Below are 18903 nucleotides of genomic sequence, written 5' to 3'. Positions count from 1 at the left end.
AAATTCAATACCTGCACCACAGTCTTAAAATTGTTTATTTGCAGTAAATTGTATGGTTCTATCTATAAGGCCCTCTTGATCCTCATATCTTAAATCTAACTCAAAGTTTAAATTTTGGGTTTTTTTTCCAATAGAAAGACCGGCATGATAACCAGACCATTCTTGATTTCCTTCATTGCTTACATCTGAATTAAAACCTCTAGCACTAACTTCAATTTTATCATTATAGTTTTTAAAAGCACTCCCACCTACATAAAGTTTTGAAAGAAAATTTTCTTCAGGTATTTTAGTGGTATGTGAAATCTCAAGAGTATTAGATAATAATTTATCTACACTCTCTTTTATCTTCAAAGTTCCATCAGTAAATTGAGAGCTATATTCAGGATACCTTTGGGCGCTAAAAGAACTTTCAAGGCTGATTAAGATAGATCTGTTATTGTCTCTTTCAAAAGTATTTAAAATTTTACCATTTAACCCTGCAAATTCACTTAAGAAATTTTTTGTTCTAAGCTCTGTTTTATCAGTATCATAATCAGTCTGTTTTTGCAGACTAATACCAATAAGAGGTGTTAATGAAGCTTCAAATCCAGAGTTCTGATACGAGCTTTTTAATCCTAAAGTGAAATTATCATTATATGAACCCGATTGATCATCGAAATTATTATTTTGTTGAGAGTATCCAAAAAAAGCATTGCTTACTAAATTATCAGTAAGAATCATCGGCGAATACATACCCACGCCTCCATAATTATAAGCTTTATAAACATTCTCTCTTCTTTGAGAACTATTAAATATTTTTACGAATCCTGTGTTACAATCCTTAAACTCTTCTTCATTCCTATTTTCTTCTAATGTTGTGCATCTTTGCTCATTGAATCCCATTCCATCAACAGCATTATAAAAATTTCTAAATTTACTTAAAGTATTCTGAGCCCGGTATTTAAGACTATTTAGATTTACTTCTAACCTTTCACCTTTAATAATTAAAATTCCATCTATACCTGCGTTATAATACTCTGCTGCTTCCAATAAAGCTTCATCTCCTTTTCCTGCGTGGTTCTTCGTTCTAACCCCTGCATTTTCAGCCTTTCTTGAAGGTGTTATGTTTCCCCAAACGTTATTGTCACCATTTGAGAAAGTTAAAACCTTTTCAGTCAGAGTAACTTCGTGTCCAGAGTTATTTGTAATCGTTAAATTATCAGCATGTTCTTGGATATAATCAAATATTCTTATTTCGAGATCTCTATTAATTTCGGCTCCAATAACAATTTCACCTTTGGTTCCATTAAAATCTATACCGTTTCTAAATTGTGCACCTTTTTCAATATTTATTGTCGTTTTACCACTTCCTGAAGCTCCACATGAGTCGAAATGAGCTGTGTCATCACATTTAATAACCATGATATCCATACCAATTCTTCTTGAACTGCCAGACAATCCTACATTAAATGCTTCCTCTGGTCCTCCAAAGATTGTTCCTGAAGTAGTTATTGTATTGTTTACTTTGTTATTAAATCTAAGTGCAAATACTCCCCTACGTTCCTGCTCCATTCTTCCTGTATTTATAACTGTATAGCTTCCAGTACCCTCAGCATCTTCATCACAATGTTCCTCGTGACTATCAGATGAGCAGTGTCCAAGATTAATTAATCCAAGCCAAGAAGGATTGTGAGTTGTCTGACCAGAGTTTATTCCTTGTGCCGTGATAAGCCCACTATTATTTAAAGTAATATTTCCAGATACCACACTTTCATAACTACTAATCGCAGCGTGTTGTTCTGAGGAAATTGTACCAGTATTTGTTATACTAAAATCTCCTCTGGTACCATTAATTATAATAACTTGAGTTAATCCATTAATCGTTCCATTATTTTCAATTGTAGAGTTAGCTGTATCTGCAAAATAAAGCATATTATGAGTGGTACTATCTATTGTTCCATTGTTAATTAATGTAAAACCGTCATCATCCTCTACATCAATCATTCTTTCAACTGTGCCGTTCCAACTTATACCTTCATTAACCGTCATAGTTTGGTCATCTGCACAATCTAATGAACCTTGCGTAGTATCCTCAGAAATAGTTACGTTACAATTCGCCTCAGCATTGTTATTAAAAAGAATAAACATAATTCCAATTAAGAAAAAATATCTAATTATAGTTTGTATTTTTAATTGAGTGAACATTGCTACTGACAAATACTATCACTATTTCTTTGCTTACAATCATTGTAACAAACAAAATCGAATGCTAGTTTAGTCTTAAGTATATTTTTTATAATTAATTTTTTAGTTTTGTTTATAATATTAAGCATCATTTTAATGAGGATTTTCTAGCTCTCAATAAAAATGGCTTTTATATCAGGGATTGTGCCCGTTTTGAGCACTTATAACAACTAAAAAGCCATTAAATTCGATTTTATATAGTATTTTTTTTTATGGTATTTTTCTTAAGAAAATTAGCTATTGGTTTACTTGTGTCATTATCTTTTATTTTGATGCAAGCACAAGCTGGAATAGTTGAACTGGTAAATAAACAATTTAAAGACTTGAGTATTAAATCGTTAGCAACATTTTAATTTTATGAAATTTATAAAAAACTTTATTTTAATTTTATTATTTATATTGCCAATCTCTAATTCATTTGGAGCTATGGTAACTCACAATCAAACAGAAACAGTTAATCAGTCAAGTGGTAGTCTAGTAGCTGGTATCGAGTTTAACAATGATGGAACTAAAATGTTTACATCTTATGGTCAAATGAATGGGTCAGCTTTTTATATACAAGAATATAATTTATCTACACCTTATGATATTTCCACAAGAGTTGATGCAGGAAATAGTGAACGATGTGAATTAACTGGCACTGTGGCAGAAAATGCTAATACAATTTATGACTTAGAATTCAGTAGTGATGGAATGAAGTTTTTTACAGTACAAAGAAAGAATGATACAAATTCTATAGATGACAGTGTTTATGGATTTGATTTAACCTCACCTTATGATGTTTCAACTTGTGCATTAGCTACAAAAAAACTAGATCTAGATACTACAGCTTTGACGACTGGAAGTCAGGCTGGAGATTTTGATCACGCCGGAGGTCAAAATAACAAACATAAGGTTCAAGGTATAGAAATTAATGATGATGGTACAAAGTTATTTTTAAATTTTATGGACAACGCTAATTCTGATAATGTAGGAGCTAGATTGTATGAATATAACCTTTCAACTCCTTATGATGTATCAACATTATCAATAGTAACTACTGCAGGTATTGAAATACCTACGTCAACATCAAATGGTGTAGAAAACCCGAATGGAATGAGATTTAGTGCAAATGGAAAAAGAATCTTTATAATTAGTCATGCAGAGAATGCTGGTACGAGATCAAGTATAACTCAAATTTCACTTAGTAAGGCTTATGACACATCATCTTTTACCCTTGATGGTAGACTAAATATTAGGGACCTAAGTCCCTCTAATAATGAGCCTCGAGGAGTTGCATTTAGTGCAAATGGTTTAAAACTTTATATAGGAAGTGATGCAAATCAAGGCGGCAAAGATGAAATAATGGAGTATGATTTGGTGTGTCCTTTCAATATTATTGCAGGAAAATGTCCTTCGATTACAGAAAATAATGAAAGAACAGGAATAGCCATTGCACAAATAGAAGTTGCAACAAGAACTATAGAACACTCAACGGACACTGCTTTAAATAGATTAAAGTGGATTAGAAGAAATAAAGATAATCAAAACCTTACTAATCTTAATTTAGATCTTAATTTTACCAATCCAATGCTTGCCTCTCTTACTAAAGTTGTAAAAACCTCAGCTACTACAAAGAAAAAAGAGGAAAAAAAACAAGACGTATTTTATTGGAGCGAAGGAAGTATTGCTGTTGGTAGAGTTGGAGAGACAAATGTTTCTTCATTTAAAAAGATTAAAACTAATGCAATTACAGTTGGAGCAGATAAATTTACTAAAAATAATGGCATAAGGGGGCTTGCTTTTAGATTTGGTAAAAATGATGTTAAAGTTGGCTCAGCTGGAAGCAATTTAGATACGAATACTTATAATTTAACCCATTATTCCTCATCTCCAATTGAAGATGATACAAAATTTATAGATACAGTTATTGGAGCGGGTATCCTCAGCTCTGATATTTTGTCAGTACTTGATGGTCAACGTGTAACTGCTGATAGAAAAGGTAGACAAATATATGGAACAATTAAATTAAAAGATGAGATTAAGAAAAATAATTTAATTCTAATTCCCTCTGGACAAATAGATCTTGGTTATACCCGATTAGATGGTTATCAAGAAAGTGGTAACACTGCTATGAAATTTAAAAAGCAAAATGTTCAATCAAGAAATGCAAGGCTTTCAATTGCTGCAGTTGATGAATTAGAAAATAATAAATATAAAATTCGAAAGCATGGAAAATTAGAATACAAAGCAAATTTAAATCGTTCTTCTAAAATTAAGTATTCTTACGTCTCTGATGCTTCAAGTGGTGTATTTGATACTAAACTAAACTCAGGTGCTTTACATAATTTAAATGGTGAATTGGGTATAGATATAATTTTACCTGATAGTTTTAGCATCTTCTTAATCTATGAGAGAAATCAAGCTTTAGGAACGGGTCATACTGATAAAATACATTTAGCAATAGGATATTTACCTAATAGAAAAACTAATTATGCTTTTAAATTAGAAGGCTCAGAACATTTAGGATCTGTTTATAAGATAAGTAAAAATATCAATGATTTTGAAATTGATTTTAACTTAAATAATCAAGATGTATTGAAACCAAATATTATTGATGAAGCAACGATTAATTTAAAGAAAATCTTTTAATAATCCTGAGATATTTTATTTTAGTCATATTTGGTAATAGTGTTATACTTTTGCGATGAAACAAAAAGGTTTCACCCTAATAGAACTCTTAGTCGTTGTAGCAATCATCGGTATTCTAGCAGCTGTTGGAGTGGTTGCTTATAATGGGTATACGGGTGCAGCTAAAATCAATGCAGTAAAAACTAATTTTAAGATGGCAGAAAAAAAATTAACAGAAGCTTTTACGATGTGTAAATCTGGTTTGGATTTTTTTTGGTCCGATGGGCGAAATTGCCAAAATGGACCTATCAATGGAGATACCTTGGCTTGGGGAGTATATGGTGATTTTTCAAAAAGCATTAAAGTCAATCCTTATGACTCAAACACTAAAGCAATTGAGTGGAGCCAACTAAGTGATGGCTTTGCAAATTGCCCACCAAAAAAACCTGCAAAAGGTCAAATCAAATTTAGTTATGCAAATAGTAAAAATAATTTTTGTAGCATGGGTGGTGGCAACACATCTTGTGTTTATGCTAATGTAGGAAAAAAAGATGGTTCCGATGATTATTTATATGCAGAATTTAATCTCTGTGAATTTTAAATATGATTAACAAAAAAGGTTTCACCCTAATAGAACTCTTAGTCGTTGTAGCCATCATTGGTATTCTCGCTGCAGTAGGAGTAGTTGCTTATAATGGGTATACTCAGAGTGCAAAAAGAAATGCCACACTTCAACAACATGCACAAGCAGTTAAGTTTATAAATAATACTCTCAAATTATGTGACGTTCAGGGTTCAGCGACAATTAATATAAGCAGTTCTAGGACAATAAATTGTAATATAACAAATAATGCAAGTGGTATAAATTCTCTTAATGCAGTTTTTATAGGATATCTTTTAGATCAAGGCTATAAAAATCCTTATGGAGGAACTGACCCGGTTGTATATATTGGTAGAAATAGTTCGCAAGATAGTGATGGAAGAATGAGATTTGACGAAACTGAATGTGCAAGTGGATCATCAAAAAAAAAAATTTCTTTATGGGTTAAAACTCATAAGGAGTATACCAATAAAACTATTGCAAAAGATGGTTGGTGTAATTAATCAAAAAAATTGAGATATTAAATTGATAATAACTGTAGAAAATAAGAATGTTTATGCTTCTGATTCTGGACAAGGCATTGAAAGTTCTAAGGACACAATAGTATTTTTACATGGAAGTGGTTTATCGCACATTGTTTGGTCTCTAACCGAACAATTTTTTTCAAATAAAAATTTTAATGTTTTATCAATTGATTTACCAGGGCATGGGAATTCTGACGGTCCATCTATTGATACTATTGAAAAACTTGCTGAGTGGCTGGAAAAAGTATTTATAGAATTAAAATTGGATAATATAATTCTTGTTGGTCATTCTCAAGGTTGTCTAGAAGCTTTAGAATATTCATTTAAATACAAAGATAGATTAAAAAAGATAGTTTTTGTTGGGGGCTCTTATCGAATGCCTGTTCATAAAGATCTCATTGATCTAGCAACAAACGGAGACTCTAATGCTGTAAAATTAATGATGAAGTGGGGATATGAAGGTTCAAAAAAATTTATTGGTGGAAATCCAGTTGAAAGAATAATCCAATCACCCAGAGATATCAGAGAAATTTTAGCAGTTGATCTTATTGCCTGTAATAATTATCAAAATGGCTCTGATGCTGCTAAAGCTATAAATTGTCCAGCTATGTTTATATTGGGAGAACTAGACAAGATGGCTAATTTAGAAAGTGGAAAAAAATTTGCAAATTTAGTCAAAAATTCAACTACCCATATAATTAAAGGATCAGGACATATGATTATGATTGAAAAAGCTTTTGAAATGCGAGAAAAGATTTTGGAATTTTTAAATAAATGAAAAATTATTCAATAGCAAAATCTAGAAGATTAAGAAGCACCCCTTATACCTCAAGAATAGAAAAACAAGGTGTAACAGCTTATACAGTCTATAATCACATGTTGTTACCGGCGGCCTTTGGTTCAATTGAAGATGGATATCACCATTTAAAAAAATATGTTCAAGTATGGGATGTTGCTGCCGAAAGACAGGTTGAAATATCTGGAAAAGATTCAGCAAAATTAGTTCAGTTAATGACATGTAGAGATTTATCAAAATCAAAAATAGGAAGATGTTATTACTGCCCGATAGTAGATGATTTAGGAAACTTAGTTAATGATCCTGTAATTTTAAAAATAGCAGACGATAAATGGTGGATATCAATTGCAGATTCTGACGTATTATTTTATGCAAAAGGATTAGCATCTGGATATAAATTTGAAGTTAACATCATAGAGCCAACTGTAGATATAATTGCAATACAAGGGCCAAAATCTTTTGCGCTAATGGAAGAAATTTTTGGAAAAAAAATTACTGAACTAAAGTTTTTTGGTTTTGATTATTTTGACTATGAAGGTGAACAACATTTAATAGCAAGATCTGGCTGGTCAAAACAAGGGGGATTTGAAGCTTACATTCAGAATCCTGAGATAGGAAAAAAGCTATATGATAAATTATTTGAAGTTGGAAATCAGTATAATGTAAAGCCTGGGTGTCCAAATTTAATAGAAAGAATTGAAAGCGCACTACTATCTTATGGGAACGATTTTGACAATAATGACAATCCTTTTGAATGTGGTTTTGACCAATATGTTTCTTTAGATAGTGAGGTTGAATTTCTAGGTAAAGAAAATTTAAAAAAGATAAAATCTGAAGGAGCTCTAAAAAAGTTAAAAGGGGTAAAGATTGATTTACAAGAAATAAGTCTTACATCTTCAAAAAATATTTATGATGTTAACAATGTTATTATTGGTGAATTAAGGTCAGCAACTTATTCTCCTCTATTTAAGCAAGTAATTGGAATAGCCATGATTAAAAAACCTTTTTGGAAAAACACTCAGGCTTTTAAAATTGATATAAATGGTAAAACTTTTGATGGAAAAGTTTGCGATTTACCCTTCATCTAGTATAAAATCTTGTAGTATCATGAATATAGCAATTGTAGGTGCCACAGGCAATGTAGGAAGAAAAATTCTCGAAGTATTAGAGAGGAAAAAATTAAAAATAAATGAATTATTTTTGGTAGCCTCATCTAAAAGTGCTGGTCAAAAAATAGTTTTTAATGGTAAGGATCATGAAGTTTTTAATCTTGAAACTTTTGATTTTTCAAAAACTAAAATTACCTTTTTTGCTGCTGGAGGAAAAATTTCTGAGAAGTATGCACCATTAGCAGCAAAACATTCAGTTGTTATTGATAACTCTAGTTTTTATAGAATGGATCAAGATGTGCCTTTAATTGTTCCTCAGGTGAACGCAGATGCTATTAAAAATATGAAAAAAAATATTATAGCCAATCCAAATTGTTCTACTGCACAATTAGTCATTGTATTAAAACCTTTACATGATTTATTTAAGATTCAAAGAATAGTTGTTTCAACTTATCAGTCTGTTTCAGGAGGTGGCAAAGGTCCAATGGATGAATTAATTGAACAAACTAAACTATCGTTAAACAATAAAAAAATTATATCTAAAAATTTTACTAAACAAATAGCCTTTAATGCAATTCCTCATATCGATCTTTTTTCAGATGATGGCTACACTAAAGAAGAGATAAAAATGACAAATGAAACAAAAAAAATACTTGATGAGCAAATTGAACTAACAGCAACTTGTGTAAGGATTCCAGTTATGGTTTCACATTCAGAGTCAGTGAATATTCAATTTGAAAAACCATTTTCTTTAGGAGAAGTTCAAGATGCCTTAACTAAAGCTAAGGGATGTAAAGTACATGATTTAAGAGAAGATGGGGGCTACATTACTCCTTTAGAAGCTGAAGGTAGTGATGAAACTTATATATCTAGAATAAGAGAAGATAAAACAAATAAAAACTCCCTAAACTTATGGATTGTTTCTGATAATTTACTTAGAGGAGCTGCATTAAATGCAGTTGAAATTGCTGAAACTTTAATTAAAAAAAATATTGATGGAAAATAACAATCCTTTATCCCCTCATATACAAGTTTATAGATGGCATATTTCATCTTTAGTTTCGATTTCTCATAGAATTACTGGAATAATAAATATAGTTGCAATCACAGTTATATGTGTTTGGGTTGCCTCTTTATTATTAGGAGAGACTAGTTATGAATTTACAAAAGTTTTTTTACAATCCATGTTTGGAAAATTTATAATTTTAGGATTAACATGGTCATTTAGTTTTCAAATCCTCAGCGAAATAAGACATTTAATAATGGATATGGGATACGGTTTTGAATTAAAAACTACTAAAATTACAGGTTTAGTTGTGATTATCGGCTCATTTTTATTAACAATTTTAATTTATCTTTTAGGAAAATAATTTTTATGAATAATGTAACTAAAAAATGGGTACTTTTAAAAGTAAGCTCAGCTATTTTAGTTCCTTTAATGTGCTGGTTTATAATAAATTTTGTAGGTATTTTTGATAAAGATTATACCGATGTGCTAGGTTTTTTTTCTACAAAATCATCAAAAATATTATTTTCATTATTTTTGATACTTGCATTTTTTTTCTCTAATTTAAGTATTAGTGAGGTATTTGAAGATTATATTAATGATGAAAAAAACAAAAATGCCGCAAACAAAGCATTACAAATTTTTGCTATAGTAGTTCCACTAATTACGATTATTATAGTATTTAATTTAAATATATGAGTGCTTACAAAATTATAGATCACGAATATGATGTTATTGTGCTTGGCGCTGGTGGCTCAGGTTTAAGAGCAGCAGTTGGTTTGAGTGAAGCAGGATTAAAAACCGCTTGTATATCAAAAGTATTTCCAACAAGAAGTCATACATCTGCTGCACAAGGTGGAATCTCTGCTGCCCTTGGAAACATGGGAGAAGATGATTGGAGATGGCACATGTATGATACGGTTAAAGGTGCAGATTGGTTGGGTGATCAGGATAGTATTGAGTATCTTTGTAAGGAAGCACCAAAGGCAGTAATAGAATTAGAAAAGTATGGAGTTCCATTTAGTAGAACAGATGATGGAAAAATTTATCAAAGACCATTTGGTGGAATGACTAAAAATTATGGTAATGGTATTGTTCAAAGAACATGCGCGGCTGCCGATAGAACAGGGCACGCAATACTTCATACCCTTTATGGACAAGCATTAAAGCACAACACTGAATTTTTTATTGAATACTTTGCGTTGGATTTAATAATGAAAGATGGTGAATGCAAAGGTCTTATAGCTTGGAATTTAAATGACGGAACTATCCATAGATTTAGAGCCCATATAACAATAATAGCAACGGGTGGTTATGGTAAAGTTTATTATTCTGCAACATCAGCTCACACATGTACAGGTGATGGTAATGCAATGGTACTTAGAGCAGGTCTTCCTTTACAAGATATGGAATTTGTTCAATTTCATCCAACAGGAATTTATGGTCATGGAACTTTAATTTCAGAGGGTGTTAGAGGAGAAGGTGGATATTTGGTTAACTCAAAGGGCGAGCGGTTTATGGAGAGATACGCGCCAAATGCAAAGGATTTAGCATCTAGAGATGTAGTGAGTAGATCAATGTCAATTGAGATCAATGAAGGAAGAGGTGTTGGTAAAGAAAAAGACCATGTCCATTTACACTTAAGTCATTTAGATAAAAATATTATAGAAAGTAGACTTCCAGGAATTACGGAGGCAGCAAGATTATTTGCTAACGTTGATGTAACAAAAGAACCAATACCTGTTGTGCCTACTGTGCATTATAATATGGGAGGTATTCCTACTAATTATAAAGCAGAAGTTTTAACCGTTAATGGTTCTGAAAAAACGGTTCCAGGTCTTATGGCAATCGGAGAGGCTGCATGTGTTTCTGTTCATGGAGCAAATAGATTGGGTTCAAATTCATTGATTGATTTAGTTGTGTTTGGAAGGGCTGCAGCAATGAGAGCTGCAGAATTAGTAAAGCCTGGCACACCTCATGAAGAAGTAAGTGAAACTGAGACTGAAAAATGTTTAGCGAGATTTGATAAACTTAGAAATGCTAATGGAGAAACTAGTACCGCAGAACTTAGACTTTCAATGCAAAAGATCATGCAATCAAAATGTGCAGTTTTTAGAACAGATAAGACTTTAAAAGAAGGAGTTGATGAAATAAGAAAAGTTTATGATGGGATGGATTCAATCTCAGTCAAAGATAAATCTTTAGTTTTTAATACAGATTTAGTTGAAACATTGGAATTTGATAATTTGATTAGACAAGCAATTACCACAGTTGATTCCGCTTATAATAGAAAAGAGAGTAGAGGTGCTCATGCTAGAGAAGATTTTCCTAAGAGAGATGATGAAAAATTTATGCAACATACTATTGCTTGGTGTAACGGAAAAGATACTAAAATTGACTATAGACCAGTTCATAAAACAACATTAACAAACGAGGTCCAATATTTTCCACCACAAGAGAGAGTTTATTAATGGTTCAAATTAATTTACCTGAAAATTCTAAAGTTCAAAAAGGTAAATATTACAAAGATACAACTGGATCGAAAAATATCAGAAAAGTTAATATTTATAGATGGGATCCATCAACTGGAGAAAATCCAAGAGTAGACACATATGAGGTTGATATGGATAACTGTCCTTCAAAAGTTCTAGATTTATTAAATAAAATTAAAAGTGAAATAGACCCATCACTAGCGTATCGAAGATCTTGCGCTCATGGTGTTTGTGGTTCTTGTGCTATGAATATGGATGGTAAGAATGGTCTTGCATGTACAACACCTCACTCTGAAATTGAAGGTGATATAAATATTTATCCTCTTCCACATTTAAAAGTTAAAAGAGATTTGATTGGGGATTTAAATGGACTTTATAAACAGTACCAGTCAATAGAGCCCTGGTTAAAAACTAATACTAAAGTTGAAACAACTGAAATTATTCAATCTAAAAAAGATAGAGAAAAATTAGATGGAGCGTACGAGTGCATTATGTGTGCATGCTGCTCAACATCCTGCCCAAGTTATTGGTGGAATGGTGACAAATATTTAGGGCCTGCTGTATTACTACAAGCGTACAGATGGATAGTTGATAGTAGAGATGACGAAAGAAAAGAGAGATTAAAAAAAGTAGCTGATGAGCTTAAGCTTTATAGGTGTCATACTATTATGAATTGTACTAATGCCTGCCCAAAGGGATTAAATCCAGCAAAAGCTATAGCAGAACTAAAAAAAATGTTAGTTACAGCTAATCTTTAAACAAAGCACTCTTCAAATTATTTGCTGCAGAAAGCATTGAAGGTAAGATTTTTTTTAAACCATCGATGTTTTTTCTACTCTTTGCTGTGTGAGTAGAAAGACAAAAACACAGTTCATTTTTATAATTTGTAATTGGCAAAGAAACACCTACCATTCCATTAAACCATTCTTCATCATCAAATGCATAACCTTGCTTATTAATTTTATTTAACTCTTTTTTAAACTGAGAAATATCAGTAATTGTATTTTTTGCTGATTTTGGTGTTTTAATATTATTAAAGATTTTTAATGCGTCCTCTTTTTTTATTGAAGAAAGATAAAGTTTTCCAGATGCAGAAGCATGCAATGGCAAATGATCACCAGCTTCCAGATTTAACTGCATTGGCCAATGAAATTCAATTCTGTCAAAATACACTAGTTTTGTTCCAATAGGTACTGACAAACTAACTGTTTCTTTAATTTCAGTTGTAAGTTTTCTCAAATAAGATCTCCTAAGAGTAAAGTTTGGTTCATAAGGCAAACTATGTAAGATTATATTTCTAATCTTTGGTCCTGGAATATATTTCTTATTACTGCTAGCAATTAAAAATTTCTCATCACACAAAGTTTCTATGTGTCGGTAAACAGTGGGTAATGGAATCTCTAATTTGTGAGATATTTTTTTTGCAGTAAAATTGTCTGGATCTAATAGAACTTCTTCAAGGATGTTTAAAATTCTTTTGGGTGAAGTTCTACTATTTGTATCACTCATAACTTTTAAGTTTTTTAACTAAAAAAATTAAGAAAGAACTGGAATTGTAAACTCTGGACCACTATTATCTTCCGACCATGTTACTGTTGCAGTTTTCAATTTAGTATAGAATCTTACTCCTTCAGGACCATGCATAGAATGATCCCCAAATAATGATCTCTTCCAACCACCAAAGCTATGGTACGCAACAGGTACAGGAATGGGAACATTTACTCCTATCATCCCAATTTTTGCATTTTCAGTAAAATGTTTTGCTATCATACCACTTTTTGTAAATACAGCAGCTCCATTTCCTAATTCATGATCATTGACTAATTTTAAAGCTTCTTCATAAGTATCTGTTGTCATCATGCTGAGCACTGGACCAAAAATTTCTTCTTTATAAATTTTCATATCAGGTTTTACATCTTCAAAAATGGTAGGACCTACAAAATATCCATTCTCATACCCTTGTAGTTTCATATTTCTTCCATCTGCAAGAAGCTTAGCTCCTTCTTTTTCACCCGTATCTATGTATCCCAAAACTTTTTCATAGTGAGCTTTGTTATTAAGTGGGCCAAAATCACTTTTTTCGTCTGTGTATGGTCCAACATTTAGTTTTAGTGTTTCTTCTAATAATTTAGTTTTTAAATTTTCAGCAGTCTTTTTTCCTACACAAACAGCAACAGAAATAGCCATACATCTCTCACCAGCAGACCCAAAAGCAGAACCTATAATAGCGTCTGTTGTTTTATTAACATCTGCGTCAGGCATTACAACCATATGGTTTTTAGCTCCACCAAGAGCTTGAACTCTTTTATTGTTTTTTGTTCCTGTGTGATAAACATATTCCGCAATTGGAGTCGAACCTACAAAACTAATCGCTTGAACATCTTTACTCTCTAGTAGAGTATCAACAGATTCTTTATCACCGTTTACAACATTTAAAACACCCGGTGGCATACCAGCTTCAATAGCTAATTCTCCAAGTCTAATTGGACAACTCGGATCTTTTTCTGATGGTTTAAGTACAAAAGTATTTCCACATGCAATAGCAACTGGGTACATCCACATAGGTACCATTGCTGGAAAATTAAATGGAGTAATTCCAGCACAAACACCCAAGGGCTGTCTCATTGAATAAGAGTCAACATTAGTTCCCACACTTGCAGAGTGATCTCCTTTTAAAGAATCGGTGATACCAGTTGCATACTCAACAACTTCAATTCCTCTTTGAATAGAACCTTTTGCATCTGGAATAGTTTTTCCATGTTGTTCGGAAACCATTACAGCCATATCTTCCATATTTTTTATTAATAAATCTTTATATTTTGCTAAAATTCTTGCTCTGTTTATAGGTGTGGTTTTAGACCATTTTAAAAAAGCTTTCTTAGAGCTCTCTATAGCCATTTCAACAGTAGCTTTACTTGCTAATTCAACTTCTGCTATTTGTTCTCCAATAGCGGGGTTAAAAATTGGACCGGTTCTAGAATCTTTTACAGTAAAAACTTTTCCATCAATGAAATGACTAACTTTTTTCATACTTCTCCTTTTATATATAATTTAAAGTTATACTAGCTCAATTTTCTTTGCAATATATTATTCCTTAAATGAGAAAAATATTATCAATTAAAAGCTTTCAGTTGTTGACTCCTAAAATTACTTAAGTTTAGATTAAGCATTAACAAATTAGATGAAAAGAGAGAGAGGACCGTTTGATTAAAAGAGAAAATGTTCGTATTTGTGTTCCTAGATACTTGCAAATTGGCAAGGGTAGCTTGAATGAACTCCCTGATATAATAAAAATTTTAGGATCTATAAAATCATTACTAATTGTAACTGATAAACAAATGGTATCATTTGGTTATGTAAAAAAACTACAAGATGTTTTAACTAAAGCAGGGTTAAATTCTGATGTTTTTGATGACACTGTTCCTGATCCAACGGATTCAGTAGTTTTAAATGGAATTAAATTTTTAGAAAAATGTAAAAATGATGCTGTAATTGGTTTTGGTGGAGGAAGTCCAATAGATACTGCAAAGGCAATAGCCGCAATGGCTAAATTTAGTAAAAATATTCAAGATTATAAGCCACCATCAATGTTTGATAAAAAAGGTTTTCCAATAATTGCAATCCCTACTACAGCCGGTACAGGCTCGGAAGTAACACATCACGCAGTAGTTATAGACTCAAATAATAATGAAAAAATTTCTTGTAGAGGAGAAGGATTTGTCCCTATAGTTGCAATTGTTGATTATGATTTAACTTTATCGAAACCCAGAAGATTAACTATTGATAGCGCAATTGACACTCTAACTCATGGAATAGAAGCATACGTAAGCAAAAAAGCCACACTCTTTTCTGATCGAATGGCTTTAGACACAATAAGACTTGTTACCCAAAATATATATGCAGTTGATAAAAATCCAAAAGATTTAAAAGCAAGAGAAGGCTTAATGTTAGCCGCTACATTAGGAGGCTTAGCATTTTCCAATGCTTCAATATGTTTGGTGCATGGAATGAGTAGGCCGCTAGGTAGTAATTTCAAAGTTCCTCATGGACTTAGTAATGCAATGTTACTACCAACTATAACTAAATTTTCGATAGATCATGCAAAAAGTAGATATGCAGATTGTAGTCGTGCTGGAGATTTTGCACTACCTGGTGACAATGATGATGTGGCCTGTGATAAATTGATTAAAGGTCTGTACAAAATTAATAATGATTTTGAAGTTCCATCAATGCAAAATTTTGGAATTAATCAAAAAAATTTTGAGGAAGAGTTAAAAAATATGGCAACTGATGCAGAAAATTCAGGGGCGCCAAACCTCAATCCAAGAGTGCCTTCTGTAAATGAGATGGTAGAACTTTACAGACAAGCATGGAGAGCATTTTAAAATGAGTTGGAAATGCACTTCTTTTAGACGAACAACTCGAAACAAAAGAGAGGGGAAAAATATGATAGATAAATCAAAATCACTAATGAAATTGTTCGTTAGTATTTTTGCTGTATTTGCTTTAATGATAACTTTTTCATTTCAGCAGGTAAATGCAGCTGAAAAAATCAGATGGAAAGTACAATCTACTTTCAATACTGGTTGGCCAGCGCTGGGTGACCCAGTTGCTCGTTTAGCAGACACTTTAGATAAAGCTACAGATGGAAGAATAAAATTAAAGGTTTATGAGCCTGGAAAAATTCTTCCTCCATTAGAGATCTCACCATCAATTAGTAAAGGTGATTTGCCTGCAGCTTATAACTATATGGCTTATGACCAAGGTAGAATTCCAGCGGCCGTTTTATTTGCGGCAGTACCGTTCGGAATGGAACCATGGGAGTATGCTGCATGGTGGTTTGAAGGAGAAGGTTCAAAGTTAGCAAATGAAATTTACAACAAGCAAAATATTAAAGTTTTGTTATGTAGTACAATTGGACCTGAAACTGCTGGTTGGTATAGAAATCCAATTACAAGTTTAGATGATCTTAAAGGTTTAAAAATTCGTTTCTCAGGATTAGGAGGAATGGTTTTAAATGAAATAGGAGCATCTGCAACTTTAATGGCCGGTGGTGAAATTTTTGCTGCTTTAGAAAAAGGAACTCTAGATGCAACAGAATATTCGATGCCAGCAATTGATGAAGTTCTTGGTTTTCACAAAATTACTAAGTTCAACTTGTTTCCAGGTTGGCACCAAGTATCAACATCTACTCACTTCATGGTCAACTTAGACTTATGGAAAAAAATGGGTGCAGCTGACCAAGCTTTATTCGAAATGGCTTGTACAGCAGCAGCTATGAGAGCAATTACAACTGGTGAATTTTTACAAGGAAAACAAATTGCAAGTTTCCCTTCTAAAGGTGTAACAGCTGCTAGATTGCCTGATAGTGTATTGAGAGAACTTCAAAAAGTTAGTGCAAAAGTTATGGCAGAACAGTCTGCTAAAGATGCTGACTTTAAAAAAGTTTGGAATTCTCAACAAGCATTCATGAAAGAATATGATGTTTGGCAAAAATGGGGTTATTTACCTAGAAACTTTTAGTATTTAATACTTTTAAAGTTTATAATAAAGTTAAAAAGCAGTCGGTTTTGCCGGCTGCTTTTGTTTTTAAAAGAAATTTTTTTATGGCGAATGATTTTACAAAATTAGAAAATAGTTTAGATAAAAAACTACAGCTCAAACACTTGCCAATCACAAAAAAAATAGATGGGTTTGTGACTAGTGTTGGTGAAGTATTTAATTGGATATGGGTTGTTTTAGTTGCTGTAATTATTCTTAATGTCATTCTTAGATATGTATTTAAGAGTGGTATGATTGAATTGGAAGAATTACAATGGCATCTATATGCTGTAGGGTGGTTAGTTGGCTTGTCATCTACTTACGTAGTAGATCAACACGTTAGGGTAGATGTTTTGACTGACAGCATGGCTTACAGAAGAAGACTGTGGTTTGAGTTTTTTGGAATTCTTTTATTGTTTTTACCATTCATTATTTTAGTACTTATTTACTCAGTTCCATTTTTTGAACTATCATGGGAAACAAGTGAAAGATCTACTTCTGCAAATGGACTTCCTGCACGATGGCTTGTAAAAGGCTTTCTAGTATTTAGTTTCTTTTTATTATTATTAGCTGGCTTATCAAGATTAATTAGGGTTCTAACAACTATTCGACTAGGGTTTGAAAAAATAAAATAGATGGAATTAATTTCAGAATACTACATGTCAATATTGCTCTTTTTGAGCTTTATAACTTTAATTTTTATTGGTTTCCCTGTTGCGTGGACAATGGGAGGTTTAGCGGTATTATTTACTCTCATTACAATGTTGTCTGATAGCTATTTAGACACTTTCTTTGGAGTTGATTGGAAATTTTCTTCGATGGTAGTTTATAGGCTGTATGGAGTTATGGCAAACTGGGTCCTTGTTGCTCTTCCAATGTTTATTTTTATGGGAATAATGATGGATAAATCTGGAATTGCAGAAGATTTAATGACAGATCTTTCAAAATTGTTTGGTCGTATGAGAGGAGGTTTGGCAATAGCAGTTGTCTTTATTGGGGTGCTATTAGCAGCCTCAACAGGCATCATAGGGGCGTCTGTTGTTTTATTAACAATTCTGGGTGTTCCTTTAATGTTAAAAAATAATTACAGTCCAGACCTTGCATGTGGAGTTGTTTGTGCAACTGGCACACTTGGAATTTTAATACCTCCTAGTATTATGCTTGTAATTATGGGTGACCAAGTAAGAATTTCGGTAGGTGACCTATTTATGGGGGCAGTATTTCCTGGCTTGATGCTTGGTTTATTATATACAATTTTTATTATTACTTATGCTTACTTAAAGCCAAAAGTTGCACCAGCTCCTAAAAGTGCAGAGCCTGTTTCTTTAGATATAATTTTAAGAGTATTTAAATCAATTATACCACCAGCTTTATTAATAATAGCAGTCTTAGGAAGTATTTTTATGGGTATAGCAACTCCTACAGAGGCATCAGGAGTAGGTGCGCTAGGGGCATCTATTTTAGCTCTTATAAGAGGAAGGCTTTCTTTCAAGGATTTAAAAAGTGTAATTAGAAAAACTACACATACAACAGCGTATATATTTGCACTGTTTGTAGGAGCAACGATGTTTGCTTTAGTTTTAAGAGGATTAGGTGGAGACGAATTAATTGAAGGTGCACTCAAAGGATTATCTTTTGGACCCAATGGAGTTGTTATAGTTGTTCTGTGTATTGCTTTTATATTAGGTTTCTTTTTAGATTGGATAGAAATTACATTAATTTTATTGCCTTTTTTAGCACCAGTGATGGTTGATCTTGGTGTTGATATGGTATGGTTTATAGTTATGTTTGCAGTTGTTCTACAAACTTCTTTTATAACTCCACCAGTTGGTTTCGCCTTATTTTATATGAAAGGTGTAGCCCCTCAAGGAATAACAATACAAAATATTTATAGAGGAATAATTCCTTTTGTAATTTTACAAGCAATAGCAGTTGCAATTGTTTTTAATTTTCCAAAAATTGTTACATGGCTACCAAAAGTAGCTTATGGTCCATAAAAAC

The 18903-nt window shown here is 32.2% G+C and carries 18 protein-coding genes; 15 read left to right on the top strand and 3 right to left on the bottom strand.

Going from position 1 to position 18903, the window contains the following annotated elements:
• Positions 1-24: 24 nt before the first annotated feature.
• The gene (locus AC5SL8_RS05835; protein WP_494579633.1) at positions 25-2184 is read right to left on the bottom strand and encodes a hypothetical protein; all 2160 of its coding nucleotides are present in this window, start codon (positions 2182-2184) and stop codon (positions 25-27) included.
• A gap of 251 nt (positions 2185-2435) precedes the next feature.
• Between AC5SL8_RS05835 and AC5SL8_RS05830 the strand changes: the two genes are divergently transcribed.
• The 11 genes from AC5SL8_RS05830 to AC5SL8_RS05780 are packed head-to-tail and all read left to right on the top strand — an operon-like array spanning position 2436 to position 12119.
• Positions 2436-2576, top strand: a complete 141-nt coding sequence (locus tag AC5SL8_RS05830) for a hypothetical protein (protein WP_494579631.1) — start codon at positions 2436-2438, stop codon at positions 2574-2576.
• A gap of 4 nt (positions 2577-2580) precedes the next feature.
• Entirely contained in the window at positions 2581-4854 is a 2274-nt protein-coding gene (locus AC5SL8_RS05825) for an autotransporter domain-containing protein (protein WP_494579630.1), read from the top strand.
• Between the two features lie 55 nt (positions 4855-4909).
• A complete protein-coding gene (locus AC5SL8_RS05820) occupies positions 4910-5434 on the top strand; it encodes a type IV pilin protein (RefSeq protein WP_494579628.1) in 525 nt (174 codons plus the stop codon).
• Between the two features lie 2 nt (positions 5435-5436).
• The gene (locus AC5SL8_RS05815; protein WP_494579626.1) at positions 5437-5937 is read left to right on the top strand and encodes a prepilin-type N-terminal cleavage/methylation domain-containing protein; all 501 of its coding nucleotides are present in this window, start codon (positions 5437-5439) and stop codon (positions 5935-5937) included.
• A gap of 22 nt (positions 5938-5959) precedes the next feature.
• Entirely contained in the window at positions 5960-6736 is a 777-nt protein-coding gene (locus AC5SL8_RS05810; RefSeq protein ID WP_494579625.1) for an alpha/beta fold hydrolase, read from the top strand.
• Entirely contained in the window at positions 6733-7842 is a 1110-nt protein-coding gene (locus AC5SL8_RS05805) for a dimethylsulfoniopropionate demethylase (protein ID WP_494579624.1), read from the top strand. The genes AC5SL8_RS05810 and AC5SL8_RS05805 overlap by 4 nt, the downstream gene beginning before the upstream one ends.
• A gap of 19 nt (positions 7843-7861) precedes the next feature.
• Entirely contained in the window at positions 7862-8869 is a 1008-nt protein-coding gene (locus AC5SL8_RS05800) for an aspartate-semialdehyde dehydrogenase (protein WP_494579622.1), read from the top strand.
• Positions 8859-9233, top strand: a complete 375-nt coding sequence (gene sdhC, locus AC5SL8_RS05795; RefSeq protein ID WP_494579620.1) for a succinate dehydrogenase, cytochrome b556 subunit — start codon at positions 8859-8861, stop codon at positions 9231-9233. The genes AC5SL8_RS05800 and sdhC overlap by 11 nt, the downstream gene beginning before the upstream one ends.
• 5 nt (positions 9234-9238) lie before the next feature.
• On the top strand, positions 9239-9568 hold the full coding sequence (sdhD, locus tag AC5SL8_RS05790) for a succinate dehydrogenase, hydrophobic membrane anchor protein (RefSeq protein WP_494573037.1): 330 nt from the start codon (positions 9239-9241) through the stop codon (positions 9566-9568).
• The gene (sdhA, locus tag AC5SL8_RS05785) at positions 9565-11340 is read left to right on the top strand and encodes a succinate dehydrogenase flavoprotein subunit (RefSeq protein WP_494579618.1); all 1776 of its coding nucleotides are present in this window, start codon (positions 9565-9567) and stop codon (positions 11338-11340) included. Before sdhD ends, sdhA begins: the two co-directional genes overlap by 4 nt.
• On the top strand, positions 11340-12119 hold the full coding sequence (locus AC5SL8_RS05780) for a succinate dehydrogenase iron-sulfur subunit (protein WP_494573035.1): 780 nt from the start codon (positions 11340-11342) through the stop codon (positions 12117-12119). The genes sdhA and AC5SL8_RS05780 overlap by 1 nt, the downstream gene beginning before the upstream one ends.
• Here AC5SL8_RS05780 and AC5SL8_RS05775 read toward each other — a convergent pair.
• Positions 12109-12870: an IclR family transcriptional regulator gene (locus AC5SL8_RS05775; protein ID WP_494573034.1), complete on the bottom strand. Its 762-nt coding sequence runs from the start codon at positions 12868-12870 to the stop codon at positions 12109-12111. The two genes, AC5SL8_RS05780 and AC5SL8_RS05775, sit on opposite strands and share 11 nt — an antisense overlap.
• A gap of 27 nt (positions 12871-12897) precedes the next feature.
• Complete coding sequence (locus AC5SL8_RS05770; protein ID WP_494579616.1) at positions 12898-14391, bottom strand: CoA-acylating methylmalonate-semialdehyde dehydrogenase; 1494 nt, start codon at positions 14389-14391, stop codon at positions 12898-12900.
• A 173-nt stretch (positions 14392-14564) separates the two neighbouring features.
• Between AC5SL8_RS05770 and AC5SL8_RS05765 the strand changes: the two genes are divergently transcribed.
• The 4 genes from AC5SL8_RS05765 (at position 14565) to AC5SL8_RS05750 (ending at position 18899) form a co-directional block, all read left to right on the top strand.
• Positions 14565-15746 (top strand): iron-containing alcohol dehydrogenase, encoded by a 1182-nt coding sequence (locus AC5SL8_RS05765; RefSeq protein ID WP_494579615.1) that lies wholly within the window; start codon positions 14565-14567, stop codon positions 15744-15746.
• A 61-nt stretch (positions 15747-15807) separates the two neighbouring features.
• Positions 15808-16884, top strand: coding sequence for a TRAP transporter substrate-binding protein (locus AC5SL8_RS05760; protein WP_494579613.1), 1077 nt, complete (start codon positions 15808-15810; stop codon positions 16882-16884).
• A gap of 83 nt (positions 16885-16967) precedes the next feature.
• The gene (locus AC5SL8_RS05755; RefSeq protein ID WP_494579611.1) at positions 16968-17537 is read left to right on the top strand and encodes a TRAP transporter small permease subunit; all 570 of its coding nucleotides are present in this window, start codon (positions 16968-16970) and stop codon (positions 17535-17537) included.
• Positions 17538-18899 carry a TRAP transporter large permease gene (locus tag AC5SL8_RS05750; RefSeq protein ID WP_494573029.1) on the top strand — a complete coding sequence of 454 codons (1362 nt, stop codon included), beginning with the start codon at positions 17538-17540 and terminating at the stop codon, positions 18897-18899. It begins immediately after the preceding gene.
• The last annotated feature ends 4 nt before the right edge of the window (positions 18900-18903 follow it).

The sequence above is a fragment of the Candidatus Pelagibacter sp. PS_41 genome (assembly GCF_059417725.1).
The sequence above is the reverse complement of the archived record's forward strand: the minus strand, read 5'-3'. Positions and strand labels throughout refer to the sequence as shown.

Excerpts from the sequence above, each read along its gene's own strand:
- sdhD (WP_494573037.1), top strand. The coding sequence starts at position 9,239 with ATGAATAATGTAACTAAAAAATGGGTACTTTTAAAAGTAAGCTCAGCT.
- AC5SL8_RS05760 (WP_494579613.1), top strand. The coding sequence starts at position 15,808 with ATGATAGATAAATCAAAATCACTAATGAAATTGTTCGTTAGTATTTTT.
- AC5SL8_RS05805 (WP_494579624.1), top strand. The coding sequence starts at position 6,733 with ATGAAAAATTATTCAATAGCAAAATCTAGAAGATTAAGAAGCACCCCT.
- AC5SL8_RS05750 (WP_494573029.1), top strand. The coding sequence starts at position 17,538 with ATGGAATTAATTTCAGAATACTACATGTCAATATTGCTCTTTTTGAGC.
- AC5SL8_RS05755 (WP_494579611.1), top strand. The coding sequence starts at position 16,968 with ATGGCGAATGATTTTACAAAATTAGAAAATAGTTTAGATAAAAAACTA.
- AC5SL8_RS05770 (WP_494579616.1), bottom strand. The coding sequence starts at position 14,391 with ATGAAAAAAGTTAGTCATTTCATTGATGGAAAAGTTTTTACTGTAAAA.
- AC5SL8_RS05830 (WP_494579631.1), top strand. The coding sequence starts at position 2,436 with ATGGTATTTTTCTTAAGAAAATTAGCTATTGGTTTACTTGTGTCATTA.
- AC5SL8_RS05820 (WP_494579628.1), top strand. The coding sequence starts at position 4,910 with ATGAAACAAAAAGGTTTCACCCTAATAGAACTCTTAGTCGTTGTAGCA.
- AC5SL8_RS05780 (WP_494573035.1), top strand. The coding sequence starts at position 11,340 with ATGGTTCAAATTAATTTACCTGAAAATTCTAAAGTTCAAAAAGGTAAA.
- sdhA (WP_494579618.1), top strand. The coding sequence starts at position 9,565 with ATGAGTGCTTACAAAATTATAGATCACGAATATGATGTTATTGTGCTT.
- AC5SL8_RS05825 (WP_494579630.1), top strand. The coding sequence starts at position 2,581 with ATGAAATTTATAAAAAACTTTATTTTAATTTTATTATTTATATTGCCA.
- AC5SL8_RS05775 (WP_494573034.1), bottom strand. The coding sequence starts at position 12,870 with ATGAGTGATACAAATAGTAGAACTTCACCCAAAAGAATTTTAAACATC.
- AC5SL8_RS05815 (WP_494579626.1), top strand. The coding sequence starts at position 5,437 with ATGATTAACAAAAAAGGTTTCACCCTAATAGAACTCTTAGTCGTTGTA.
- AC5SL8_RS05800 (WP_494579622.1), top strand. The coding sequence starts at position 7,862 with ATGAATATAGCAATTGTAGGTGCCACAGGCAATGTAGGAAGAAAAATT.
- sdhC (WP_494579620.1), top strand. The coding sequence starts at position 8,859 with ATGGAAAATAACAATCCTTTATCCCCTCATATACAAGTTTATAGATGG.
- AC5SL8_RS05835 (WP_494579633.1), bottom strand. The coding sequence starts at position 2,184 with ATGTTCACTCAATTAAAAATACAAACTATAATTAGATATTTTTTCTTA.